At 51.2% G+C, this 23,785-nt stretch carries 24 protein-coding genes and 1 pseudogene; 22 read left to right on the forward strand and 3 right to left on the reverse strand.

Annotation, left to right across the window (positions count from 1 at the left end; all coding sequences use genetic code 11):
* Positions 1–62 precede the first annotated feature (62 nt).
* From mlaE to CRG49_RS00765, 8 genes are all read left to right on the forward strand, one after another.
* Positions 63–839 carry a lipid asymmetry maintenance ABC transporter permease subunit MlaE gene (gene mlaE, locus CRG49_RS00730; RefSeq protein ID WP_095503016.1) on the forward strand — a complete coding sequence of 259 codons (777 nt, stop codon included), beginning with the start codon at positions 63–65 and terminating at the stop codon, positions 837–839.
* Positions 840–844: 5 nt separating this feature from the next.
* A complete protein-coding gene (gene mlaD / locus CRG49_RS00735; RefSeq protein WP_095503015.1) occupies positions 845–1,354 on the forward strand; it encodes an outer membrane lipid asymmetry maintenance protein MlaD in 510 nt (169 codons plus the stop codon).
* Between the two features lie 36 nt (positions 1,355–1,390).
* Positions 1,391–1,981 (forward strand): phospholipid-binding protein MlaC, encoded by a 591-nt coding sequence (locus tag CRG49_RS00740; RefSeq protein ID WP_095503014.1) that lies wholly within the window; start codon positions 1,391–1,393, stop codon positions 1,979–1,981.
* Between the two features lie 61 nt (positions 1,982–2,042).
* Positions 2,043–2,321: a lipid asymmetry maintenance protein MlaB gene (locus tag CRG49_RS00745; RefSeq protein ID WP_095503013.1), complete on the forward strand. Its 279-nt coding sequence runs from the start codon at positions 2,043–2,045 to the stop codon at positions 2,319–2,321.
* On the forward strand, positions 2,318–3,154 hold the full coding sequence (locus CRG49_RS00750) for a VacJ family lipoprotein (RefSeq protein WP_095503012.1): 837 nt from the start codon (positions 2,318–2,320) through the stop codon (positions 3,152–3,154). The genes CRG49_RS00745 and CRG49_RS00750 overlap by 4 nt, the downstream gene beginning before the upstream one ends.
* A 317-nt stretch (positions 3,155–3,471) precedes the next feature.
* Positions 3,472–3,834, forward strand: a complete 363-nt coding sequence (locus tag CRG49_RS00755) for a VacJ (protein ID WP_095503011.1) — start codon at positions 3,472–3,474, stop codon at positions 3,832–3,834.
* Positions 3,835–3,903: 69 nt separating this feature from the next.
* Positions 3,904–4,290 (forward strand): thioesterase family protein, encoded by a 387-nt coding sequence (locus CRG49_RS00760; RefSeq protein ID WP_095503010.1) that lies wholly within the window; start codon positions 3,904–3,906, stop codon positions 4,288–4,290.
* On the forward strand, positions 4,287–4,775 hold the full coding sequence (locus CRG49_RS00765) for a peroxiredoxin (protein WP_095503009.1): 489 nt from the start codon (positions 4,287–4,289) through the stop codon (positions 4,773–4,775). Before CRG49_RS00760 ends, CRG49_RS00765 begins: the two co-directional genes overlap by 4 nt.
* A gap of 211 nt (positions 4,776–4,986) precedes the next feature.
* On the opposite strand, the gene sodA is transcribed toward CRG49_RS00765, so the two are convergent.
* Positions 4,987–5,607, reverse strand: coding sequence for a superoxide dismutase [Mn] (gene sodA, locus CRG49_RS00770; protein WP_095503008.1), 621 nt, complete (start codon positions 5,605–5,607; stop codon positions 4,987–4,989).
* Between the two features lie 236 nt (positions 5,608–5,843).
* Between sodA and obgE the strand changes: the two genes are divergently transcribed.
* The 8 genes from obgE (at position 5,844) to CRG49_RS00805 (ending at position 14,541) form a co-directional block, all read left to right on the forward strand.
* Positions 5,844–6,998 (forward strand): GTPase ObgE, encoded by a 1,155-nt coding sequence (obgE, locus tag CRG49_RS00775; protein WP_095503007.1) that lies wholly within the window; start codon positions 5,844–5,846, stop codon positions 6,996–6,998.
* A 58-nt stretch (positions 6,999–7,056) separates the two neighbouring features.
* Positions 7,057–8,004: a DNA cytosine methyltransferase gene (locus CRG49_RS00780; RefSeq protein ID WP_095503006.1), complete on the forward strand. Its 948-nt coding sequence runs from the start codon at positions 7,057–7,059 to the stop codon at positions 8,002–8,004.
* On the forward strand, positions 8,001–9,050 hold the full coding sequence (locus tag CRG49_RS00785; protein ID WP_229436924.1) for a HaeII family restriction endonuclease: 1,050 nt from the start codon (positions 8,001–8,003) through the stop codon (positions 9,048–9,050). Before CRG49_RS00780 ends, CRG49_RS00785 begins: the two co-directional genes overlap by 4 nt.
* 9 nt (positions 9,051–9,059) lie before the next feature.
* Positions 9,060–10,463: a cysteine--tRNA ligase gene (gene cysS, locus CRG49_RS00790; protein WP_095503004.1), complete on the forward strand. Its 1,404-nt coding sequence runs from the start codon at positions 9,060–9,062 to the stop codon at positions 10,461–10,463.
* A 499-nt stretch (positions 10,464–10,962) separates the two neighbouring features.
* Entirely contained in the window at positions 10,963–11,112 is a 150-nt protein-coding gene (locus CRG49_RS13445) for a hypothetical protein (RefSeq protein WP_154143248.1), read from the forward strand.
* Positions 11,109–12,725 carry a tripartite tricarboxylate transporter permease gene (locus CRG49_RS00795; protein WP_154143247.1) on the forward strand — a complete coding sequence of 539 codons (1,617 nt, stop codon included), beginning with the start codon at positions 11,109–11,111 and terminating at the stop codon, positions 12,723–12,725. The genes CRG49_RS13445 and CRG49_RS00795 overlap by 4 nt, the downstream gene beginning before the upstream one ends.
* A gap of 116 nt (positions 12,726–12,841) precedes the next feature.
* Positions 12,842–13,885 (forward strand): AbrB family transcriptional regulator, encoded by a 1,044-nt coding sequence (locus CRG49_RS00800; RefSeq protein ID WP_095503003.1) that lies wholly within the window; start codon positions 12,842–12,844, stop codon positions 13,883–13,885.
* Positions 13,886–14,013: 128 nt separating this feature from the next.
* Positions 14,014–14,541 (forward strand): superoxide dismutase family protein, encoded by a 528-nt coding sequence (locus tag CRG49_RS00805; RefSeq protein WP_095503002.1) that lies wholly within the window; start codon positions 14,014–14,016, stop codon positions 14,539–14,541.
* Positions 14,542–14,610: 69 nt separating this feature from the next.
* On the opposite strand, the pseudogene CRG49_RS13750 reads toward CRG49_RS00805, so the two are convergent.
* Positions 14,611–15,122 (reverse strand): annotated as a pseudogene (locus CRG49_RS13750) (acyltransferase).
* Positions 15,123–15,344: 222 nt separating this feature from the next.
* Here CRG49_RS13750 and rpmE point away from each other — a divergent pair.
* The 5 genes from rpmE (at position 15,345) to CRG49_RS13685 (ending at position 21,585) form a co-directional block, all read left to right on the forward strand.
* Entirely contained in the window at positions 15,345–15,560 is a 216-nt protein-coding gene (gene rpmE / locus CRG49_RS00815; protein WP_095503000.1) for a 50S ribosomal protein L31, read from the forward strand.
* Between the two features lie 175 nt (positions 15,561–15,735).
* Positions 15,736–17,391, forward strand: a complete 1,656-nt coding sequence (locus tag CRG49_RS00820; protein ID WP_095502999.1) for a hypothetical protein — start codon at positions 15,736–15,738, stop codon at positions 17,389–17,391.
* Between the two features lie 324 nt (positions 17,392–17,715).
* Positions 17,716–19,611 carry a tRNA uridine-5-carboxymethylaminomethyl(34) synthesis enzyme MnmG gene (gene mnmG / locus CRG49_RS00830; RefSeq protein WP_095502997.1) on the forward strand — a complete coding sequence of 632 codons (1,896 nt, stop codon included), beginning with the start codon at positions 17,716–17,718 and terminating at the stop codon, positions 19,609–19,611.
* A 250-nt stretch (positions 19,612–19,861) separates the two neighbouring features.
* Entirely contained in the window at positions 19,862–21,361 is a 1,500-nt protein-coding gene (locus CRG49_RS00835; protein ID WP_095502996.1) for a SulP family inorganic anion transporter, read from the forward strand.
* Positions 21,362–21,453: 92 nt separating this feature from the next.
* Positions 21,454–21,585, forward strand: coding sequence for a hypothetical protein (locus CRG49_RS13685; RefSeq protein ID WP_255408361.1), 132 nt, complete (start codon positions 21,454–21,456; stop codon positions 21,583–21,585).
* Between the two features lie 69 nt (positions 21,586–21,654).
* Here CRG49_RS13685 and CRG49_RS00840 read toward each other — a convergent pair whose 3' ends face one another.
* Positions 21,655–23,451, reverse strand: coding sequence for a Na/Pi cotransporter family protein (locus CRG49_RS00840; RefSeq protein ID WP_095502995.1), 1,797 nt, complete (start codon positions 23,449–23,451; stop codon positions 21,655–21,657).
* Positions 23,452–23,614: 163 nt separating this feature from the next.
* On the opposite strand from CRG49_RS00840, the gene CRG49_RS13795 reads away from it, so the two are divergent.
* Positions 23,615–23,785 (forward strand): helix-turn-helix domain-containing protein (locus CRG49_RS13795; RefSeq protein WP_157807888.1); only part of this gene is annotated, 171 nt, incomplete at its 3' end.

Raw genomic sequence — 23,785 nt, forward strand, 5'->3', positions numbered from 1 at the left:
CCTTTTTCCGGTTTCAGACGGCCTGATAAATAGGCCGTCTGAAAGATAACTGTTTTAAAAATATGAATTTTATCCAATCCGTCGGCTCAAAAACCTTGGGCTTTATCCAATCTCTCGGCAGCGTGACCCTGTTTCTGCTGCAAATTCTGGCGAAATCGGCCACGGCATTTACCCGCCCACGTCTGAGCATCCGTCAGATTTATTTTGCCGGCGTGATGTCGGTCTTGATTATTGCCGTTTCGGGCTTATTTGTCGGCATGGTACTCGGTTTGCAAGGCTACACCCAATTGGCAAAATTCAAAGCCGCCGATGTATTGGGCTATATGGTGGCCGCTTCCCTGTTGCGTGAATTGGGGCCGGTATTGGCGGCGATTTTGTTTGCCAGCAGCGCAGGTGGCGCGATGACCAGTGAAATCGGCCTGATGAAAACCACCGAGCAGCTTGAAGCGATGAATGTGATGGCGGTCGATCCCGTTGCCCGCGTGGTGGCACCGCGCTTTTGGGCGGGCGTGTTTTCCATGCCGCTACTGGCTTCGATTTTCAACGTGGCCGGCATTTTCGGCGGCTATCTGGTCGGCGTACAGTGGCTGGGCTTGGACAGCGGCATTTTCTGGTCGCAAATGCAAAGCAACATGACCATCAGCTACGATGTCATCAACGGCCTGATTAAATCAGTGACTTTCGGTATCGCCGTGACGCTGATTGCCGTGCACCAAGGTTTTCACTGCGTGCCGACTTCCGAAGGGATTTTACGCGCCAGCACGCGCACGGTGGTGTCTTCCGCCCTAACCATTTTGGCGATTGATTTTGTTTTAACCGCATGGATGTTTACTGAGTAACGACAATGAAAAAAAGTATTTTAGAATTTTGGGTCGGTTTGTTTGTTTTGTTGGGCGTGGTGGCCGTCGGCTTTTTGGCCTTCCGCGTAGCAGGCGGCTCCGGCATGGGCAGTGCGCAGCAAACCTACACCGTGTATGCCGATTTCAGTGACATCGGCGGTTTGAAATCGAATGCGCCGGTTAAATCCGCAGGCGTATTGGTCGGCCGCGTGTCCGCTATTACGCTCGACCCGAAAAGCTATCAAGCACGTGTGACCCTGAATCTCGACAAACAATACGAATTCAGCACAGACGTTTCCGCCCAAATCCTCACTTCCGGCCTGTTGGGTGAACAATACATCGGCCTGATGCAAGGCGGCGATATGGACAATCTGGCCGAAGGCGACACCATCAGCGTCACCAGCTCGGCCATGGTATTGGAAAACTTAATCGGTAAATTCATGACCAGCTTTGCCGAAAAACAATCTGGCGACTCTGATGCAGCCACTTCGGCCAACGCAGACTCTGCCCCATAAACACAACAATATTTTTAATTTAGGAATACACAAATCATGAAAAAATCAGCATTCTTCAGCGCCTTGAGCATTGGTTTATTGAGCATCAGCTTAGCGGCTGCCGCGCCTGCCGATGCCGTGAACCAGATCCGCCAAAACGCGACTCAGGTTCTGACCATCTTGAAAAGCGGCGATGCCAACACCGCCCGCCGCAAAGCCGAAGCCTACGCCATGCCTTATTTCGATTTCCAACGCATGACTGCTCTGGCCGTGGGCAACCCTTGGCGCACCGCCACTGATGCGCAAAAACAGGCTTTGACCAAAGAATTCCAAACCCTGTTGATCCGCACCTACTCCGGCACCATGATGAAATTCAAAAATGCCAAAGTGAATGTAAAAGACAATCCGGTGGTTGCCCGCAACGGTAAAGAAATCACCGTGCGCGCTGAAGTGAGCGCCGCCGGCGAAAAACCGGTCAACATGGATTTCACCACCTACCAAAGCGGCAACCGCTACCGCGTGTACAACGTGGCCGTTGAAGGCGCGAGCTTGGTGACCGTTTACCGCAACCAATTCGGCGAAACCGTTAAAGCCAAAGGCATCGACGGCCTGATTGCCGACTTAAAAGCCAAAAACAGCGGCAAATAATCCTTAAGCGCACGGCTTTGGCCGTGCCTTTTTACGCCAAACTGCATAGACTCAAAACCTCATGAATTCAGAACTTCGCGACAACGTGCTGTATCTTAGCGGTGACATCACCGTCAAAACCGTCACCGATTCAGCCTACCGCCAATTCGAACAGCAATGCCGTCTGAACGAAACCAGCGCGCTTGATTTAAGCCATGTCAGCCGCGCCGATTCCGCCTGCGTGTCGCTGCTGCTGACCGCATTGCGTTTAAAAAACAAAGCCGTCGAACTGCGCCACATTCCCGAATCAGTGCGTGCGCTGACTGATTTGTACGAAATTAAAGACTGGGTGACCCCATGAGAAAAACTGCTGCTTCCCTGCTGCTCATCAGCTTATTCGCTGCCCAACCGGCCTTTGCCGAACGTAATCCGGCCGACCCTTACGAGCCCTACAACCGCGCCGTATCCAAGTTTAACGATAAAGCCGACCAATATGTCATGGCGCCTGTTGCCCGCGGCTACCGTAAAGTCACGCCACAGCCCGTGCGCACCGGCGTGAGCAATTTCTTCAACAACTTGCGTGACGTGGTCAGCTTCGGCAGCAACGTATTGCGTCTCGACATCAAACGCGCCAGCGAAGATTTGGTGCGTGTCGGCCTGAATACCACCTTCGGCTTGGGCGGTTTGATTGACGTGGCAGGCGCAGGCGGCGTGCCGAACAATAAAAACTCCTTGGGTGACACCATGGCTTCATGGGGCTGGAAAAACAGCAATTACTTTGTTGTGCCACTGATGGGGCCTTCTACTGTGCGCGACACCTTAGGCACCGCTGTGACCGTAGCCTATCTGGTAAAAAATGCCGTGTTTGAAACCAGCGCCGGCCGCTGGAGCACCACCGCACTCAACGCTGTCAACACCCGCGAAAGCCTGCTTGATTTGACCGACAGCTTGGAAGGTGCCGCTATCGACAAATACAGTTACACCCGTGATTTATACATGCGCGTGCGCAATCAGCAAACCGGCGGCCAAGCCGTGCAAAGTACCGACGAAGATATCGACATCGATGATTTGGTCGACAGCGGCAGCACCACACAAAACGCGCCTATCGAAGCAGCCGAACTCGACACCGCCGCCCCGACAGACGACTGGGAAAATCTCCAGCCGGCCGACAGCGACATGATCCGCTTGGATTAATTTGTCGTAAGATTTACAGACCGAGACCTTTGTAAAACCCTAGATTTGAGTACAGTTCAACGTTGTAGCAGCGCACAACGAAGAAATGTGCCAAAGATAGGGATTTTGCAAAGGTCTCGAGCCGTCTGAAACCTATATTGCGTTCATACGGCCTCAATACTTTATAAACCCCGATGTGAGTGTCATTCAACATCACACCGCGCATCACGAAAAAATGTGCCGAGACCTTTGCATGACACCACCTTTGGGCTATTATTCCATTACGGTCAGCGCAAAAAGACCGGGTCAACCGCTCTACTCAACAAAAGGAAACCACCATGTACGAAGTCAACCGCAGCGTCTTTTTACTCGTGCCGCTCGATCCATTTTGGAACTGGCTGCAATCCCTGCCCGGCAACCATCTGGCCGATTTGACTTTGGAAGATTTACAGGCCGATGCCAATGCCTATCTCGTGCGCCCGTGCGAAACTTCCGACGAAGTGTGGGACGAAATCGAATCGCGCTTTGAAGACATTTTCGCCGCCGAGCTGGCCGACTGGTGCGAAGACGAAAGCGAGTGGCCGGATTTGCACGCCGATATTTTCAACGAATGGTTCGATATCCAGCTCTCCACCGTCATCACCGACTTGGAAGCCGAACCATTGGCGCGTGAAGCGTTTCAACCCTTGAATTTAAATTAATTTCTTTGATAGGCTGTCTGAAAACACATAGCCCGCATCGCCTATATTTTCAGACGGCCTCATAAACCCATGAATATCCGCGTCCGAAATTACCACATCGACAGCTACGGCCACGTCAACCACGCGCGCTATCTTGAGTTTCTCGAAGAAGCGCGCTGGACGTTTCTCGACCAACGCGGTTTACTATCGCTGCTGGACAACGTGCATTTGGTTGTCGCCCGTATCGACATCCGCTACCGCCGCCCCGCTGTTGACGGCAACGAATTGCGCGTACACAGCCACATCAAAGAATTAACCGCGCGCCACCTGCTGCTGACGCAAACCATCGAATTGATACACAGCGGCAAAAACACCATTGAAGCCGACATCACGCTGATGCCCGTCGATGCCGCCAGCGGCCGCAGCATCCGCTTTCCCGACAACCTGTTAACCTCACTCGAATCCTTTATCGCATGAAAAAACTGATTACCCTCGCCGCCGTGGCCATTGTCGGCGCATTGCTGGCCTTTATCCTGATTCCCGACAACAAATCCGCACCGCCATTCAGCCTGACCGATTTGCAAGGCCAAACGGTTAACAACGCCAGCCTGCAAGGTAAGGTAACCTTTATCAATTTCTGGTTCCCGTCCTGCCCCGGCTGCGTGAGCGAAATGCCGAAAGTCATCAAAATGGCCAACGATTATCAGGGCAAAGATTTCCAAGTGTTGGGCATTGCCGAGCCGATTGACCCGATTGAGAGCGTGCATCAATACGTCAAAGAATACGGTCTGCCGTTTACCGTGATGTATGACAACGACGGTATCGTCGGCAAAGCCTTCGGCACGCAGGTTTACCCCACTTCCGTGCTCATCAACAAAAAAGGCGAAATCCTCAAAACTTTCGTCGGCGAGCCGGATTTCAACAAGCTTTATCAAGAAATTGATCAAGAATTGGCGAAGTAAGCGACAATAAAAAGGCCGTCTGAAACCAAAAGTTTCAGACGGCCTGAGACCTTTGTAAAACCCCAGATTTGAGTACAGTTCAAAGTTATAGCAGCGCAGAAAGCGCAGACATATCACAAAGATAGGCAAGCTTTCGAGCAGCGCATAACGAAGAAATGTGCCAAAGATGGCGATTTTGCAAAGGTCTCGGCTTTTTTAAATCCATCAGCGATTAGGCTTTTTCTTCAAAACGCTTCGCCGCTTCGTCCCAGTTCACCACATTCCAAAACGCTTTGATGTAGTCCGGACGGCGGTTTTGGTATTGCAGATAATAAGCGTGTTCCCACACGTCCAAACCGATAATCGGGTAGCCTTTGCAGCCGGCCACGTCTTCGCCCATCAGCGGCGAATCTTGGTTGGCGGTCGACACCACTTTCAAGCGGTCGCCGTCTAACACCAGCCATGCCCAGCCCGAACCGAAACGGCTGGCAGCAGCTTTTTCAAATTCAGCTTTGAATTCATCCACCGAACCAAAATCGCGCTCGATGGTTTCTTTCAGACAGCCTTGTAAGCTCGTGCCGGTTTTTAGATTTTTCCAAAAGAAAGAATGGTTGGCATGGCCACCGGCATTGTTGCGCAACACGGTTTGCTTGTCGGTCGGTAATTCTTTCAAGCGCGCAATCAGCTCTTCCGCCGGTAAATCGGCAAACTCCGGTAGCGATTCCAATGCCGCGTTGGCATTGTTGACATAAGCCTGATGGTGCTTGGTGTGGTGAATGTTCATCGTCATTTCATCGAAATGCGGCTCCAAAGCATCATAGGCGTAGCCCAGTTCAGGTAAAGTGTAAGCCATGTGCGTTCCTTTCTCTGTGCAGTTGTGCGTGGTTAATTAAATGATATTGATATTAGTTTCCATTTACAAATATGCAAGCCCAACCGCACGCTGAAGATAAGCACACAAGCCCTTGACTTATCCTTTATAATAACTCTCAACCCATTATTTTTTCAGACGGCCTGCTTTTTTATTTAAACAATCTCACCATAGGCCGTCTGAAACACCAAACAACTTTTAAAAATATTGAGAACCGAATGAAATTTATTGATGAAGCAAAAATCGAAGTGGTCGCCGGTAAAGGCGGCAACGGCGCGGCCAGTTTCCGCCGTGAAAAATTCGTGCCGCGCGGCGGCCCCGATGGCGGCGACGGCGGCAAAGGCGGCAGCGTGTGGGCTGAAGCCGATGAAAATTTAAATACCTTGGTTGAATACCGTTTTGTGAAACGCTACCAAGCCAAAAACGGCGAAAAAGGCCACGGTGCCGACCGTTACGGCGCTGGCGCGGACGACATCACCCTGCACATGCCCGTCGGCACCCTGATTCGCGACATCGATACCGACGAAATTGTCGCCGACCTCACTCACCACGGCCAGCGCGTTTGTTTGGCACGCGGCGGCAAAGGCGGTTTGGGCAACATCCATTTCAAATCATCGGTCAACCGCGCACCGAAGCAAGCCACACCGGGCGAAGAAGGCGAAGCGCGTTCGCTGCAATTGGAATTGAAAGTGTTGGCCGATGTTGGACTGCTCGGTATGCCGAATGCCGGCAAATCTACGCTGATTTCCGCTGTGTCCGCTGCCCGCCCGAAAGTGGCCGATTACCCGTTCACCACCTTACACCCCAACTTGGGCGTGGTGCGCATGGACGAAAACAACAGCTTCGTCATGGCCGACATTCCCGGCCTGATTGAAGGCGCGGCAGAGGGTGCCGGCTTGGGCCACCGCTTCCTCAAACACCTCTCGCGTACCGGTTTATTACTGCATGTGGTTGATTTGGTGCCGTTTGATGAAACCGTCAACCCCGCCGAAGAAGCCTTGGCCATCATCAACGAATTGCGCAAATACGACGAAGAACTCCACGCCAAACCGCGCTGGCTGGTGCTGAACAAATTCGACATGCTCGATGACGAAGAAGCCGAGCGCCGCACCGCCGAGTTCCTCGAACAAATCGGCTGGGACTACCCCGCGCCCGACGACCGCTTCGAATTCGACATGAACACCCCGCGCCTGTTTAAAATCAGCGCCCTGGCACACCAAGGCACACAAGACCTGGTGCGCCAAATCAGCATGTATTTGAACGAGAAAAAACGTTTGGACGCAGAAAAAGCCGCCGCAGAAAAAGCAGCAGCCGCGTTGGAGATTGCCGAGAATCAGCCGCAAACCGATACCAGCGTGTTTAAGGCAGAGTGATAAAGTTTCAGACGGCATCGGAGATTGATGCCATCTGAAAAAGTTTAAGGTTAATAAAATGTATCGCACTATAGATTTATTTTCAGGTATTGGTGGAATCCGCTTAGGATTTGAGAAGCAAGGATGTAGTAATGTTTTTTCATCTGAGTGGGATAAATATGCACAAAAGATGTACGAGGCTAATTTCGGTGAAATACCTTTTGGTGATATCAATGATATTCCCCCAGATAAAATTCCTGATCATGACATTTTATTGGCAGGTTTTCCTTGCCAGCCGTTCAGTATTGCCGGAAAAGGGTTAGGATTTGAAGACACAAGAGGCACTTTATTTTTCAACATTGCTGAAATTTTGAGAACTAAAAAACCTCGTGCATTTTTACTTGAAAATGTCAAACGATTGACTACTCATGACTCAGGCCGTACTTTTAATGTTATTTTAGCTACATTGAAACAGTTGGGTTATACGGTTTATTATCAAGTATTGAATACTTTAGATTTCGGACTACCTCAAAAGCGAGAACGGATTTATATTGTCGGATTTCGTGAAAATGTTTATTTTGAATTTCCTGAACCGGTTGGATTTTATCGACCGTTGAATGAAATTTTAGAAGAAGAAAGTACGGTCGATGCCAGTTATTTCTTATCTGAATCCTTAAGACAAAAGCGTTTTGCTGCTTTGAAGAAACCTGCTCCAATACCGTCAGTATGGCATGAAAATATCGGTGGGAACATTTCTCCTTTACCTTACTCATGCGCTTTGCGTGCAGGAGGAAGCTATAATTATTTGGTAGTTAACGGCGTACGAAGGTTAACTGGGAGAGAAATGTTAAGACTTCAAGGGTTTCCCGATAGTTTTAAAATCAATATTCCTTATTCTCAAGTCAGAAAAGTAGCAGGAAATTCTGTTTCTGTTCCTGTAATCGAAGCAATTGCAGAAAATATGATTCAAGCTTTATCAGGTAAATTTGAAAAGCGTGGGCAATTAGATTTATTAGAGGCAGTATGATGTCAGTTACCCAGCAAGAAGCAAAACAAGCCTTAGACAATATTATTAAAAAGTCCCGAGTCCATTTATACAAGCCTATTCAGATTGCAGAAATTCTTTATCATGACCGATGTATACAAAGATTGGATATATTGAATTTAGAAACATATCGCAATCAATCCAAACGTTGGCGTGATGAAATATGCAGGAAATTCTTAGGAAGAGTTTCAACATCATCAGCAAAATTCCAAGATAATCTCTTTGAAAATAATGCTATGCCTCCCGAAAAATTAGCTGTGTTGGCAGACCTAAATCGTGAAAAAGGAGACGTTGAGAGTTATATCTACCAATGTTTTTTGAATCGTTTTTCACAAATGAATCAAGCTGTTAAATATTGCAACATTCATGATAGTTCAAATTTTCAATTAGTTGATTTTTTGAATTTATTTTGGTTTGAGCCAGGGCTGAAAAGAAGCATCGATAAAATTTACGAAATTATTGTCTATGCATTATTTGATGCGTTGATTGCTGAATTAGGCGTAACGGTTACTGTTAGTTTCCCACAAGAAAAATTGCATTTATGGGAGGAATATCAGCAATTTGCCGAAAAAATCATACCGCTCAACCGAGAAAATTTGACAATTCCGGCTAAAATTTACCGGGTAGGCGTAACCAATGCAGCCGACCGAGGTTTGGACATGTGGTCAAACTTTGGCTCGGCTATTCAAGTCAAACACTTGTCTTTAGATGAAGAATTGGCAGAAGATATTGTAGGCTCAATTAGTGCGGATAAAATTGTGATTGTTTGTAAAAAAGCTGAACAGCCTGTGATTATGTCGCTACTTAGTCAAATCGGCTGGAGAAATAAAATCCAAAGTATTATTACTGAAGATGATTTAATTGAATGGTATGAAAGGGCTTTGCGCGGCATTCAACCGATTGCAAAAACGTTACTTGAAAATATCCGAAGCGAGATTAAACGAGAATTTCCTGCAGCCAATGAGCAAAATGAGTTTTCTGAATTCATTATTGACCGTGGTTATGATTTTTCCCGAATTACATTTTAATGACTTACCATGCTAACCATCTACAACACCCTAACCCGTCAAAAAGAACCTTTCACCCCCATCGATCCGGCCAACGTGCGCATGTACGTTTGCGGCATGACCGTGTACGACTATTGCCATCTCGGCCATGCGCGTGTGATGGTGGTGTTCGACATGATTGCGCGCTGGCTGCGTGAACGTGATTATCCGCTCACTTATGTGCGCAACATCACCGATATTGACGACAAAATCATTGTGCGTGCGGCGGAAAACGGCGAAACCATCGGCGAGTTGACGGCGCGTTTTATTGAAGCGATGAATGAAGATGCGGCGGCTTTGGGCGTATTGCGTCCGGATGTCGAGCCGAAAGCCACGGAAAATATTCCGCAGATGATTGCGATGATTGAGCGCTTGATTGCCAAGGGCAAGGCGTATGCGGCAGAGAATGGCGATGTGTATTACGCCGTGCGCGAGTTTGCCGCTTACGGCCAGCTGTCGGGCAAATCGCTGGATGATTTGCGCGCGGGCGAACGCGTGGAAGTGGATGGTTTCAAACGCGATCCGTTGGATTTTGTGTTGTGGAAAGCGGCCAAAGCGGGCGAGCCGGCTTGGGAAAGCCCTTGGGGTCAAGGCCGTCCGGGTTGGCATATTGAATGCTCGGCGATGAGTGAAAACCTCTTTGGCGATACGTTCGATATTCACGGCGGCGGCGCGGATTTGCAGTTTCCGCACCATGAAAACGAAATCGCCCAAAGCGTTGGTGCCCACGGTCATTCGTGCGGCCACAACCACGGCGGCAAAGCGATTGAAAGCCATGTGAAATATTGGTTGCACAATGGTTTTATCCGTGTCGACGGCGAAAAAATGTCGAAATCGCTGGGTAATTTCTTCACCATCCGCGATGTGTTGAAAGCCTATGATGCCGAAGTGGTGCGCTTCTTTATTTTGCGCGCGCATTACCGCAGCCCGCTGAATTACTCTGATGCGCATTTGGACGATGCCAAAGGCTCGTTGACGCGTTTGTACACCGCGCTGAAAAACACCATGCCGTCTGAAAGCTTTAATGCGGACAACGATTATGTGCGCCGCTTCCAAGCCGCGATGGATGATGATTTCGACACCGTGCAGGCCATGGCGGTGTTGTTTGAGCTGGCAAATGAAGTCAACAAAACGCAAAACGCCGACCTCGCCGCCTGCCTGAAACATTTGGGCGGCACCATCGGCCTGTTGCAACGCGACCCAACTGAGTTTTTACAAGGCGGCAGCGTTTCAGACGGCCTGTCTAACGAAGAAATCGAAGCGCTGATCGAAGCCCGCAAACAGGCGCGCGCCGATAAGAATTGGGCAGAATCCGACCGCATCCGTGATGTATTGGCGGCAGAAAACATTATTCTGGAAGACAAATCCGGCGTGACTACTTGGCGCCGTGGCTAAAACCTGACAGACCCCGATTCAATCGGTTGGTGAAAAGCTTCGTTTGGTCTGATATTTTTCAGGCCAAACGAAGCTTTTTTATGGTATTTTGCCAAATCTTCTGCTGAAATCATCAAAATATTAATATTTTGTGACCGGTAAACCATTAAAGACATCGATGTCTTTATCTCACCCATATAAACCAATGACAAACAACAACATAAAAAATCCACTCCATTCCCATTAAGTGCGACAACAGCAGCCTCAATCACACCAGCGCAGCCATCATTAAAATCATTAATTTTTATCTTAACAGGATTTAAAATATCCTAATCACTTGCTCATTTTCTAGCACGAAATTTTTATTTCCCTTTGAATTATATGGATTTAATGGTCTTAAAATTTTTAATCTCTTCTTGATAAAACTTGATGATTCTTTTAATTTCGCAAAGATTGTCAACAAAGAAGCCGCAACAAGATAACGCTGCCGAGCTTTTACCTCAATGTAAGGAGAGACTACATGTTCCGCAAATCCACTACCGCTGCAATCAGCTTGGCCGCTTTGGCTACTTTGGCCTTGAGCGGCTGTAACAAAGACACTGCTGAAGCGGGCGAACCAAAAAACCTGAATGTATCGCACCAGCCAAACCGGGCGGCGGTTTTGACTTGACTTGTAAGCTGGCACAAACCGGCTTGAAAGACACCGACCAACTGAAAAAACCAATGCGTGTAACCTATATGCCGGGCGGCGTGGGTGCAGTGGCCTACAATAAAATCGTGGCCAACGAGCCGGCCAACGGCGATGCGATTGTGGCCTTCTCGACCGGTTCGCTGTTGAACTTGGCACAAGGCAAATTCGGTCAATACACCGAAAACGACGTGCGCTGGTTGGCGGCTGTCGGCACCGACTACGGCATGGTGGCGGTAAATGCCGACTCGCCTTTGCAAAATTTGAACGATTTGGCCGAAGCACTGAAAAAAGATCCTAAATCCATCAGCTTCGGTGCGGGTGGTAGCGTGGGCGGTCAAGATTGGCTGCAAACCGCGATGGTGGCCAAAGCTGCCGGCGTGAACCCGAAAGACATGACCCTAGCCAAACAGGGTAAAGCCGGCATTGCCTTGTCGCTCTCTGCTGTCAGCTCGTTTACCGGCAGCATCATCGCCACTTTGGGCGTGGTGTTGTTCGCACCGCTGTTGGCCAACTGGGCGATTGCGTTTGGTCCTGCCGAATATTTTGTGCTGATGGTGTTTGCCATTACCTGCTTGAGCGGCTTAGTGGGCGATCAGCCGATTAAAACTGCTGTGGCCGCCTTAATCGGTTTGGCTTTGGCCACCGTGGGTGTGGATGCCGTAACCGGCGTGTACCGCTTCACGTTTGACTCGGTCAACCTTTCAGACGGCATTCAGTTCACCACCATCGTGATCGGTTTCTTCAGCGTCAGCGAAATCCTGATTATGCTGGAACACACCGAACGCGGCCAAAAAGCGTTGGAACAAGGCAAACGCGCCCTGTTTAACGTGAAAGAATTTCTGTTTGCCTTCGGCACCATGGTACGCAGCGGCGTGGTTGGTTTTGTGGTCGGCATTTTACTGGGCGCGGGTGCCACCATTGCCAGCGCGATGACTTACACCAACGAGAAAAAACTCGCCGGCGCATCGGGCAAATTCGGTGAGGGCGACTTGCGCGGCGTAGCTGCACCTGAAGCGGCCAACAATGCTTCGGCTTGTGGTTCGTTTATTCCGATGCTGACCTTGGGCGTACCCGGCTCCGGCACCACCGCCGTGATGATGGGCGCGCTGACTTTGTACAACATCACGCCGGGTCCACAGCTCTTCAGCGAGCAGCCCGACATCGTATGGGGCTTGATTGCGTCGCTGTTTATCGGTAACGTGATTTTGCTGTTGCTCAACATTCCATTGGTCGGCTTCTTCGCCAAGCTGTTGAACATCCCTAATTACATCCTGATTCCGGCCATCGCTGCCGTGAGCTTTGTCGGCGTATACGCAATTCACAGCACCACGTTTGACTTGGTGTTGATGGTGGGCTTGGGCGTATTGGGTTACTTCCTGCGCAAACTCAATTTCCCATTATCTGCCTTGATTTTGGGCTATGTATTGGGCGAACTGATGGAGTCCAGCCTGCGCCGCGCATTGTCGATTTCGCAAGGCGATTTGGGAGTGTTGTTCCATGGCCCAATTACCAAAGTATTGTGGGCATTGGCCTTGTTGATGGTGTTGCTGCCGGTTTTCCGCTGGTTGCGTCGCCGCAAACAAACTGCCTAACGCATGACAACAGCCGCCTGAATCCAGCGTGGCTGTTTTCTTGGTATCATGAAAACATTCAGGCCGTCTGAAAACTTTCAGACGGCCTATAACCATAACGATTTCCCCCGCAAACCATGAACCGTTTTCTTCCTTATCTGCCCGGTTTTGCCGCCGCGCTCACGGGCGCGCTGTTGGCCAATCTGCTCAACCTGCCGATTCCGTGGCTGCTCGGCTCTCTGCTCGCTTGTGCGACTTTGTCCATCGGTGGTGTCAATATCCGCGCCCTGCCTTCTGGTCGCAAAATCGGCTTGTGCATCATCGGCATGTCGCTGGGGCTGTATTTCACGCCGCAAATGGTCGGCATGATTGGCACCAATGCGCTGTGGCTGGGCGCCGGTATGTTGTTTGCTTTAATCTTAAGCCTGTTCGGCACGCTGCTGCTGCACCGTTTTGCCGGTGTCGATTTCAAAACCGCGTGGTTTGCGGCAGCAGTCGGCGGCGCGAGTGAAATGGCGACTTTGGCCGAACAACACGGCACACGCGTGGATAAAGTGGTGGCTGCACACTCGCTGCGGGTGTTGATGGTGGTGACCATCGTGCCATTTTTCTACCGCTTTATGGATTATCACGGCTTGGATACGTCCATTATCGACAAAGGCGGCGTCCATTACGGCGGCCTAGTGCTGCTGATTGCCTGTTGCGTCGGCATGGGTTGGCTGTTTCAAAAGCGCGGCTGGGCAAACCCGTGGACATTCGGCCCTTTGGCGGCAGCGGTGTTGCTGACCGTCTGCGGTGTGCATTTGTCGGTCATGCCGAAAGAATTGTCATGGGCAGGCCAACTCTTAATCGGCTGGTCGCTCGGCACCAAATTCCGCCCTGATTTTTTCCGTGCCGCACCGCGATTGTTGTCGGTTACCGCTGTGTTGGTGTGCATTAGCTTGTTGCTGACCGCCGGCGTCTCCCAACTGTTGGCCGCGTGGTCGGATATTCCGCTGCCCACTTTAGGGCTGGGACTCGCGCCCGGCGGCGTGGCGGAAATGACCATTACTGCCAAAGTGTTGCAACTGGGTGTGCCGCTGGTAACGGCGTTTCATGTGTTGCGTATGCTGGTGGTGGTCGGTTTGGCCGGTTGGCTGTATGGCGTGCTGGATCGGCGTTTTGGTGTGGGAACACGCTAAAAACGTTATCTCGTGAACAGGCCGTCTGAAAAATTTCAGACGGCCTGTTGGCTTGTTGACAGAATCCGTTATAATCAAATCAGTATATTGAACCAATATACGCATTCACAAAGATTAAGGAGAAACTGATGAAGACATTACTGACTGCCGTTTTATTGAGTATGACCGCTGCCGCCTATGCCGCGCCGGCGGATATTGTGGTGCCGATGTCGCTGCTGGACGCGCAAAACGGCGATAAAGTGGCGGGTGAAGTGCGCATCAGCCAGAGCAAATACGGTGCGGTGTTTACCCCGAAAATCGAAGGTTTGGCACAAGGCATTTACGGCTTCCACGTGCATGAAAACCCAAGCTGTGCGGCCAAAGAAAAAGACGGTAAGCTGGTAGAAGGTTTGGCAGCCGGCGGCCACTGGGATCCTAAGAAAACCGGCGCACACAAAGGCCCTTGGGATGACAGCGGCCACTTGGGCGATTTGCCTGCCTTAGCGGTGGATGCCAACGGCCATATCCAGCCGGTTGTGGCGCCGCGCATTAAGAAAATCAACTCGCTCAAAGGTCGCTCGCTGATGATTCACGCCGGTGGAGATAACTACAGCGACCACCCTGCTGCATTGGGTGGCGGTGGCGCACGCAAATACTGCGGCGTGGTTGCCAAGTAAGTTTGATAAATAAACAAAGGCCGTCTGAAAATATTAGGGTTCAGACGGCCTTTTGTATTGTCGTTGAATTTAATCCAATAAATTCTTCTTCACCACCGCCGGATTACCCGCAGCCAAAGAATACGGCGGCACGCTCTTGGTCACCACGGCACCGGCACCGATAATCGAACCTTTGCCGATGGTCACGCCGCCCATAATGATGGCGCGGCGGCCAATCCACACATCGTCTTCAATCACAATCGGATTGGTGTCGGTATAGCCGGAAAACTGTTTGGTTTCTTTATCGAATTTGTGGCTGTTGGAATAAAACAGGCATTCAGGCCCCATCATTACATTGTTGCCGATGGTCAAGCCGTAGCAGATTTCGCAGGCCACCCCGATGCCCGAATGATCGCCGACTACCGTGTCTCGCAACACATACGCCCCTTTTTCGATATTGATATTGCTGCCCAAATGCGGCGAAATTTGGCGGGCAAGCGCGCGCGGATTTTCTTAGCTAATTTACCAAACGGCTTGCTGTACGATGCCGGCAGCCATTTGCCGAGTGTTCTCAACAATACCAAAAACAGCTTTGCTTTCATTGCATTTCCTTACAAAATCATCAATCCAAATTCAATTTCAGTTAGACACACAATACCACACAAGTTTCGCCCGCCATTCGATAATATTCGCACCGCCCTGTTGCAAAACCCACCCAATGCCGCAATATCTGCTTGACGAAGCAGCAAAAAATAGCAATAATCGCACCCTTGTCTTGAAGCATAGGTAAAACCCCTATGCCCGCTTAATCGAAAGGAAACAACATGCAACAAGGTATTCACCCTAACTACCACGAAATCACCGTGACCTGCTCTTGCGGCAGCAAATTTGTGACCAAATCTGCGATGGAAAAAGAAAACTTCAACATCGAAGTTTGCTCTTTGTGCCACCCATTCTACACCGGCCAACAAAAAATCGTTGACACCACCGGTCGCGTGGACAAATTCAACAACAAATTCGGCAACTTGTTCAAACGCTAATTGCCCGATGAAAAAAAAGACTGCTTTGGCAGTCTTTTTTGTATTCAGACGGCCTCATGCTCAAAAAGGCCGTCTGAAAGAAAGCATAGCCCAAACCGTTCCATTCAAGCATTCCCCGATTTGGCCGTAATTTGTTACACTAGCGCATCTTTTAGATTTTTGAAACCGCCGCATCATGCTGACCTACACGCCACCGGATTCCCGCAAACCTGCTAAAACCCACGAAAAACCTTGGCTTTTGCTGCTGATGGTGTTCGCTTGGTTGTGGCCGGGCGTATTTTCGCATGATTTGTGGAACCCCGACGAATCAGGTTTGTTCACCGCCACCGAAGCCCTGCTCAATGGCACCGCTTCGCCGTTGGTGGCGCATGTATTCGAGCAGCAGAATTTCCATATTTCGCCGGTGTATTTATGGGTAGCCGGCGCCTTTCAAGCACTGCTCTCGCCTTGGGCAGCCGATGCGTATGCCACCACGCGCTTTGCCAGCGTGTTTTTTACCGCCATCGGTTTACTGTTGTGCGGTTTTGCCGGTTTTAATTTTTTAGGCCGTCATCACGGCCGCAGCGTGGTGCTGATTTTAATCGGCAGCATCGGTTTATTGCAGATGGCGCACTTTATCAGCGACATATCGGCCGTGTTTGCCGCGCTGGGCATGGTGTTGTGTGGTTTTTCACTAGCACACAAGCGCGTGATCGTCGGTGCGCTGCTGTTGGGCGGCGGTTGGGCGCTGTTGTCGCTGACAGCCGGTTTCTTATTGCCTTTGGCCTTAATCGTGATGGCATTTGCCTTGGTGCTGCATCCGCAATGGCAGTTCAAGCGCTATTACCTGACCCTCATCGGTGCCTTTGCATTCGCCCTGCCACTGATGGTGGTGTATCCGCTGTTGCTGTTGTATTTGCAGCCGCAATGGTTTGAAACATGGCGTGATGCTTATCTGTTCGGCACCTACGGCGGACTGGTTGATTTTCAGACGGCCTTTAACCTGCCTTATTATCTGAAAAACCTGCTCTGGTTTGCCCTACCCGCTTGGCCGTTGGCGGTGTGGACGTTCAGCCGAACCAAAATGAACGCGCAAAGCTGGAGTGGTTTGTGTTTGGCATGGTTGATTTTGGCGACCGCGCTGTTAGCCTTTAATCCGCAACGTTTCCAAGACCATTTGATTTGGCTGATGCCGCCATTGGCGCTGTTCGGTGCGGCACAACTAAACGGCTTACGTCGTGGCGCGGCGGCATTTATCAACTGGTTCGGCATCATGGCCTTCGGCTTACTGGCCGCTTTTATGTGGGTCGGTTTTGCGGCCATGAATTACGGCTGGCCGGCAAAACTGGCCGAACGCGCAGCGTATTTCAGCCCGTATTACCTGCCTGAAATCAGCCCGTTCCCCATGGCGGTAGCAGCCTTGTTTACACCCTTGTGGCTGTGGGCGATCACCCGCAAACACATCCGCGGCCGCCAAGCCGTGACCAACTGGGCAGCCGGTGTCACGCTGACTTGGGCTTTGCTGATGACCTTATGGCTGCCGTGGCTGGATGCCGCCAAGAGTTACGCGCCAGTAGTCAAACAAATGGAATTATCGCTTTATCCTGAATTACGCCACCAATTCAGCGAAGGTCATGAGTGCATCAGCGTGGACAAACAAGACCACCGCAGCCGCATCGCTTGGGCGCAATACAGCAATTGGGATTTGCAACCCGACAACCCAAGCTGCCGCTACCGCTTGGTGCAGCAGCCGCAAAACACCGCCGCACCGCAAGGCTGGACGAAACTTTGGCAGGGCGCGCGCCCACGCAATAAAGTAGAAGGTTTTGCCTTGTTGCGCCGAGAAAGCTAAAACCCATTTCAAGACCGAGACCTTTGCAAAACTTCAGATTTGAGTATAGTTCGAAGTGAGAGCAGCGCAGAAAGCGCAGACATATCACTTAGATAGGCAAGCTTTCGAGCAGCGCATAACGAAGAAATGTGCCAAAGATGAAGATTTTGCAAAGGTTTCGGGCCGTCTGAAATTCTGTTTCAGATGGCCTTTAATCCGACTGAAAAACAGCGTACAATCACACGTTTATTTTAAATTCTATTACTTTTTCAGACGGCCTCACGCATAAGCAAACCCCAAACACACACCTTCATTCCATCAGGCCGTCTGAAACCTCAATCTACTATGTCCAACATGATTTACCCCAAAACTTACGACGTCATCGTCGTCGGCGGCGGCCACGCCGGTACGGAAGCCGCGCTTGCTGCCGCACGCATGGGCGCGCAAACGCTCCTGCTCACCCACAATATTGAAACACTCGGCCAAATGTCGTGCAACCCGTCTATCGGCGGCATCGGCAAAGGCCATTTGGTGCGCGAAGTCGATGCGCTCGGCGGCGCGATGGCCTTGGCGACCGATATGTCCGGCATTCAATTCCGCCGCTTGAATGCCTCCAAAGGCGCTGCTGTGCGTGCCACCCGCGCACAGGCCGACCGCATTTTGTACAAAGCCGCCATCCGCGAAATGCTGGAAAACCAAGAAAACTTGGATTTGTTCCAACAAGCGGTGGAAGACATCACGCTCGACGGCGAACGTGCCAGCGGCGTGGTGACCGCCATGGGCGTGGAATTTAAAGCACGCGCGGTGGTGTTGACGGCGGGCACGTTTCTGGCCGGCAAAATCCACATCGGTTTGGAAAACTGCGCCGGTGGCCGTGCAGGTGATCCAGCTGCACAAGGTTTGTCAGGCCGTCTGAAAGAATTGAATCTGCCGCAAGGCCGTCTGAAAACCGGCACGCCGCCGCGTATCGACGGGCGCACGATTGATTTTTCCCAACTCACCGAGCAGCCGGGCGATACCCCTGTGCCGGTGATGTCGGTGCGCGGTTCGACCGATTTGCACCCACGCCAAGTGTCGTGCTGGATTACCCACACCAACCTTCAAACCCACGACATCATTCGCTCCGGCTTCGACCGCAGCCCGATGTTTACCGGCAAAATCGAAGGCGTGGGCCCGCGTTACTGCCCTTCTATCGAAGACAAAATCAACCGTTTTGCCGACAAAGACAGCCACCAGATTTTCTTGGAACCCGAAGGCCTGACCACGCACGAATACTACCCCAACGGCATTTCCACCAGCCTGCCTTTCGATATCCAGCTCGCCCTTGTGCGCTCGATGAAAGGTTTGGAAAATGCCCACATTCTGCGCCCCGGTTACGCCATCGAATACGACTACTTCGACCCGCGCAACCTCAAAGCCAGCTTGGAAACCAAAACCATTGCCGGCCTCTTCTTTGCCGGCCAAATCAACGGCACCACCGGCTATGAAGAAGCGGCGGCACAAGGCTTGCTGGCCGGTGCCAACGCCGTGCAGTATGTGCGCGAAAAAGATCCGCTGTTGCTGCGCCGCGAGCAAGCCTACTTGGGCGTATTGGTCGACGATTTGATTACCAAAGGCGTGAACGAGCCTTACCGCATGTTCACCAGCCGCGCCGAATACCGCCTGCAGCTTCGCGAAGACAACGCCGATATGCGCCTCACCGAAGACGGCCACAAAATCGGCTTGGTCACCGAAGCACAATGGCGTGCCTTCAACGAGAAACGCGATGCCATCGAGCAGGAAATCCAACGCCTGAAAACCACTTGGTACACGCCGCAAAAGCTGGCCGAAAGCGAACAAATCCGCGTGTTCGGCCAAAAGCTTTCGCGCGAAGCCAACCTGCACGACTTGTTGCGCCGCCCGAATGTCGATTACACCGCGCTGATGACGCTGGAAGGTGCCACGCCGTCTGAAACGTTAAACAACGATGTGGTGGAACAAGTCGAAATTCAAGTGAAATACCAAGGCTATATCGACCGCCAAAACGAAGAACTCGACAGCCGCCGCGATATTGAAACGCTGAAGCTGCCGAACGACATTGATTACAGCAAAGTCAAAGGCTTATCGGCGGAAGTGCAGCAAAAACTCAACGCCCACCGCCCTGAAACACTGGGGCAGGCAGGCCGCATTTCTGGTGTGACTCCCGCTGCTGTGGCTTTGTTGATGGTGCATTTGAAACGCGGTTTTAAAGACGCGAAATAAGGCTTTACCTCGGATAAAGACCGTCTGAAAACAAGTATTTGCTTTTCAGACGGCCTTAGGTTTTGCCGGAAATCGGGTGAACTCATCCCTGATGAACAAACCATACCCATCAACGTATGGGGGGGTCAACCCACCTTTTCGCTTTACACAGCAGCATGATAAACCAACAAACCATCATGGTGGGTTCACCCCCCTACCGGCCTTTCAGACGATCTCACATATTCATTCAAATTATCAACAGGAAACACGCATGACCACACTTTCTTCATCCGTCCCCACTTGGCAGCAACAATGGTTCGGCAACGTCCGCGGAGACGTGCTGTCAGGCTTGGTGGTGGCGCTGGCTTTGATTCCCGAAGCCATTGCTTTTCCGATTATTGCCGGTGTCGATCCACAAGTCGGCCTGTATGCTTCGTTTTGTATTGCGGTAGTCATCAGCTTTGCCGGCGGCCGTCCGGCGATGATTTCGGCGGCCACTGGCGCGATGGCCTTGGTATTAGCCGGTTTGGTGAAAGAACACGGTTTGCAGTATATGCTGGCCGCGACTTTGCTCACCGGTGTGATTCAAATCATTGCCGGCTGGCTCAAGCTCGGCTCGCTGATGCGCTTTGTGGCACGGGCGGTGGTGGTCGGCTTTGTCAACGCGCTGGCGATTTTGATTTTCATGGCGCAACTGCCCGAGCTGCAAAACACTACTTGGCACACCTACGCGCTGGTGGCGGCCGGTTTGGCGGTGATTTATCTGTTTCCGCGTATTCCGACGCTGGGCAAAATCATTCCATCGCCGCTGGTAACCATTGTCGGCCTGACCATTTTAACCGTGTGGCTCGGCATTGATGTGCGCACCGTCGGCGACATGGGGCAGCTGCCCGACACGCTGCCGGTGTTCCTGTTGCCTGATGTGCCGCTCAATTTAGATACCTTATTGATTATCCTGCCTTATTCCTTGAGTTTGGCGGCAGTGGGCTTACTCGAATCGCTGATGACGGCGACGATTGTCGATGAAATGACCGAAACCGAAAGCGACAAAAACCGCGAGTGCAAAGGCCAAGGCGTGGCGAACATTGTGAGCGGTTTGTTCGGCGGCATGGCCGGTTGCGCGATGATTGGCCAATCGGTGATTAACGTCGAATCCGGCGGCCGCACGCGCTTATCCACGCTGCTGGCGGGTATTTACCTGCTGATTATGGTGGTGTTTTTGAGTGATATTCTGAAAGTGATTCCGATGCCGGCGCTGGTGGCGGTGATGATTATGGTGTCGATCGGCACGTTCAACTGGCAGTCGGTCAAAGAATTGAAAACCCACCCGATTGGCTTCAATGTGGTGATGTTGGCGACTGTCGGCATTGTGGTGTACAGCCACAATCTGGCTTTGGGCGTGTTTGCCGGCGTGCTGCTCTCGGTGCTGTTTTTCGCCAACAAAATCGGCCGCTACATGAGCATACGCGAATCGCGCGAAGGCCAAGCCTTACGTTATGACGTGGTTGGACAGGTGTTTTTCGCCTCATCCGATGATTTTAACGCCGCTTTCGATTTCAGCCGCAACGACATAAAAAACGTCACCATCGACCTGACCCACGCCCACTTCTGGGATGTGACCGCCGTGTCTGCCTTGGATAAAGTGGTGTTGCGTTACCGCAAAGCCGGTGCGGAAGTCGAAGTCATCGGCTTGAATGAAGCCAGCCGCACGCTGGTCGACCGTTTCGGCACACACGACAAATCAGAAGCGACCGACATTATCGGCCATTAAGTGTAAAGGCCGATAAGTGCGCTTGATAACTGCACTCATCGGCCTAATAATATGGCTAACTTGATTTTTAACACCCCATAAAGAGACCAACCATGAGCGAACAAGATTTTGATTTGGACAACTTAGACGATTTACTCGGCGACTTCGACGGCGTGGCAGTTGAAGGCGGTGTGGACGCGGAAAGCGAAGACGACAACTGCGTCGGCGGTGCGTGTAAGATTTAAGCGGTAAACAGATAACAACAGGCCGTCTGAAAAAGGTTTTTCAGACGGCTTGTTGTATTGTAAACAGATTTACCCAGCCAATTCTTCAGACGGCCTATCTGCCACGTTTTCTGCCGTGACCTGCGTATTTTGCAGGCTCAAAATTTCCAAAGCGCCGCGACCAATTCGGCGGGCATAGTTGATGTCATTCAGCAGCGAAGACGTTTGCCAGCCGTTCAACTCTTCATTTTTCAGCTTCACCATCACGCGGCCGCGGAAGGTTTCCAGCGTTTCGGTATGCACGTTTAATTGCTGCATCAAGTCATTGCGCTCTGCTCCCGCTTCCATGCCGCCAATGCGGCGGAATAAGCGCAAGGTTTTGAATACATGGCGGCGCAGGCGCAGATAATCGCGTTCGGCGGCCGAGCCTCCGGCAGTCAAGTACTGCTGCATGTTTTTCTGTAAGTGCTTGCTTTCTTTAACCATCTCAACCATCTGCCAAGCAGCGGCGAATGCATGGTTAAGTTGTTTCTGCTGTTCTTCCTCTTCCAAATCCATCTTGCCGGCAAAGTCCAAAATCGCGCTGTAAAGCGGTTTGATTTGTCGTTCGTAAACTTGTGTGGCATCCAGTTCGAGTGGTGCAGGCGGTGCAGACAAAGTTTTACCCTCATCGGACTCATCGCTGTAAAACGCCTCGTTGGGCACATAAATCGCATGACACATCGCTTCGATACTGGCGCGACCCAAATGGTAAACTTCTTTTTCAATCGCCACCAAAGCGGTATCGTCGGCGCGCAGCAGGTTTTCATGCAGGTAGCGCGGTGCCAACACGGCTTGGTTTTCCGGCAGCAACACGTCTTCCGCCGCTTTATCCGGTAACCAGCGTTGCAACAGCGCCGCAAAACGGCCTTGTAGTTTCCAAAATACGGCAATGCCGAGCAGGTTAAATAAGGTGTGGAACATCGCCAATTGCAGCAACGGACTCATGCCCCACCATTCGCCGGGCAACAATACCAAGCGCGTGAGCGGCCACCACAGCAGCAAACACAACGCCGCCGTCACCAAATTAAACACCACATGCGCCAAGGCCAAGCGCTGGCCGTTGCGGTCGCTGCCGAGCATGCCGACCAAAGCAGTGGTGGTGCTGCTGCCGACGTTGGAACCTACCGCAATAGCAAACGCCTGCATCAGACTGACCTGTCCGCCCGCCAAAGCCGCCAGCGTCAAAATCAGCGTGGCGTGCGATGATTGCAACACCACCGTCAGCAACAAGCCGACCACAAAGAAAATCAGCGGCTCAGCCATGCCACCGACTTGGCTTTTGCCGAAATCCATGCCTGCACCAAAGGCTTGGAAGCCTTCTTTAATCGCGTCCACGCCCAGAAAAATCAGCGCAATGCCGATTAACACGCGGCCGATGGCTTTGGTTTTGCTGTTGAAAAAACCAATCACAATGCCGAACACCAGCATCGGAATCGCCGCCGGACTCAAGCTCACGCTTTGACCGGCCAAAGCCAGCAGCCAAATACCACTGGTCGAGCCCAAATTGGTGCCCAAAATAATCGCGATACCGCCCGCCAACTGAATCATGCCGGTACTTAAAAACGCAATCGTCAGCAGCGACACCAAGGTGCTAGATTGCAGCACAAAGGTCGCACCCATGCCGAACAATGCGCCTTTCAGCGGCGTGGCGGTGGATTTTTCCATCCATTTGGCCAGTTTGCCGCCGGCAACATTATGCAAGCCTTCTTCAATGCACTGCATACCGAGCAGAAACAACGCCAAGCCGTAGCAAAGCTGCATCCACGACGGGCTGTACAGAAAACTCGCCACCAAGCCCAACACCAGCAGGGCGATCAAAACATATTGCGATGCTTTTTTCTTCATCCATTAACTCCGAATTATTGTTATTTTTCTGCAACATACCATTTTTACAAAAAGATGACAATCGACAAAGGCCCTTACATTCGCCTAACAAGTGCAATTTCCAATAACAGAAAAGGCCAGTATGCGGTAGTATACTGCCTTTCCTGACAAGAAAGATTGCAATATGGCCTACACACAACTGACCTCACACCAAAGATACTACATTTCCAGACATTACCGCAACCTACCCCTAAACCAAATCGCACAGAACATCGGTTGTCATCCCGCCACCGTCAGTCGGGAAATCAGACGGCATTCCGTCAACGGAACCTACTGTTACCGAAAAGCACAACAG

It is taken from the genome of Neisseria sp. N95_16 (assembly GCF_002551535.2).
GTDB classification, from domain to species: Bacteria; Pseudomonadota; Gammaproteobacteria; order Burkholderiales; family Neisseriaceae; genus Neisseria; species Neisseria brasiliensis.

Excerpts from the sequence above, each read along its gene's own strand:
- mlaE (WP_095503016.1), top strand. The coding sequence starts at position 63 with ATGAATTTTATCCAATCCGTCGGCTCAAAAACCTTGGGCTTTATCCAA.
- mlaD (WP_095503015.1), top strand. The coding sequence starts at position 845 with ATGAAAAAAAGTATTTTAGAATTTTGGGTCGGTTTGTTTGTTTTGTTG.
- CRG49_RS00740 (WP_095503014.1), top strand. The coding sequence starts at position 1,391 with ATGAAAAAATCAGCATTCTTCAGCGCCTTGAGCATTGGTTTATTGAGC.
- CRG49_RS00745 (WP_095503013.1), top strand. The coding sequence starts at position 2,043 with ATGAATTCAGAACTTCGCGACAACGTGCTGTATCTTAGCGGTGACATC.
- CRG49_RS00750 (WP_095503012.1), top strand. The coding sequence starts at position 2,318 with ATGAGAAAAACTGCTGCTTCCCTGCTGCTCATCAGCTTATTCGCTGCC.
- CRG49_RS00755 (WP_095503011.1), top strand. The coding sequence starts at position 3,472 with ATGTACGAAGTCAACCGCAGCGTCTTTTTACTCGTGCCGCTCGATCCA.
- CRG49_RS00760 (WP_095503010.1), top strand. The coding sequence starts at position 3,904 with ATGAATATCCGCGTCCGAAATTACCACATCGACAGCTACGGCCACGTC.
- CRG49_RS00765 (WP_095503009.1), top strand. The coding sequence starts at position 4,287 with ATGAAAAAACTGATTACCCTCGCCGCCGTGGCCATTGTCGGCGCATTG.
- sodA (WP_095503008.1), bottom strand. The coding sequence starts at position 5,607 with ATGGCTTACACTTTACCTGAACTGGGCTACGCCTATGATGCTTTGGAG.
- obgE (WP_095503007.1), top strand. The coding sequence starts at position 5,844 with ATGAAATTTATTGATGAAGCAAAAATCGAAGTGGTCGCCGGTAAAGGC.
- CRG49_RS00780 (WP_095503006.1), top strand. The coding sequence starts at position 7,057 with ATGTATCGCACTATAGATTTATTTTCAGGTATTGGTGGAATCCGCTTA.
- CRG49_RS00785 (WP_229436924.1), top strand. The coding sequence starts at position 8,001 with ATGATGTCAGTTACCCAGCAAGAAGCAAAACAAGCCTTAGACAATATT.
- cysS (WP_095503004.1), top strand. The coding sequence starts at position 9,060 with ATGCTAACCATCTACAACACCCTAACCCGTCAAAAAGAACCTTTCACC.
- CRG49_RS13445 (WP_154143248.1), top strand. The coding sequence starts at position 10,963 with ATGTTCCGCAAATCCACTACCGCTGCAATCAGCTTGGCCGCTTTGGCT.
- CRG49_RS00800 (WP_095503003.1), top strand. The coding sequence starts at position 12,842 with ATGAACCGTTTTCTTCCTTATCTGCCCGGTTTTGCCGCCGCGCTCACG.
- CRG49_RS00805 (WP_095503002.1), top strand. The coding sequence starts at position 14,014 with ATGAAGACATTACTGACTGCCGTTTTATTGAGTATGACCGCTGCCGCC.
- rpmE (WP_095503000.1), top strand. The coding sequence starts at position 15,345 with ATGCAACAAGGTATTCACCCTAACTACCACGAAATCACCGTGACCTGC.
- CRG49_RS00820 (WP_095502999.1), top strand. The coding sequence starts at position 15,736 with ATGCTGACCTACACGCCACCGGATTCCCGCAAACCTGCTAAAACCCAC.
- mnmG (WP_095502997.1), top strand. The coding sequence starts at position 17,716 with ATGTCCAACATGATTTACCCCAAAACTTACGACGTCATCGTCGTCGGC.
- CRG49_RS00835 (WP_095502996.1), top strand. The coding sequence starts at position 19,862 with ATGACCACACTTTCTTCATCCGTCCCCACTTGGCAGCAACAATGGTTC.
- CRG49_RS13685 (WP_255408361.1), top strand. The coding sequence starts at position 21,454 with ATGAGCGAACAAGATTTTGATTTGGACAACTTAGACGATTTACTCGGC.
- CRG49_RS00840 (WP_095502995.1), bottom strand. The coding sequence starts at position 23,451 with ATGAAGAAAAAAGCATCGCAATATGTTTTGATCGCCCTGCTGGTGTTG.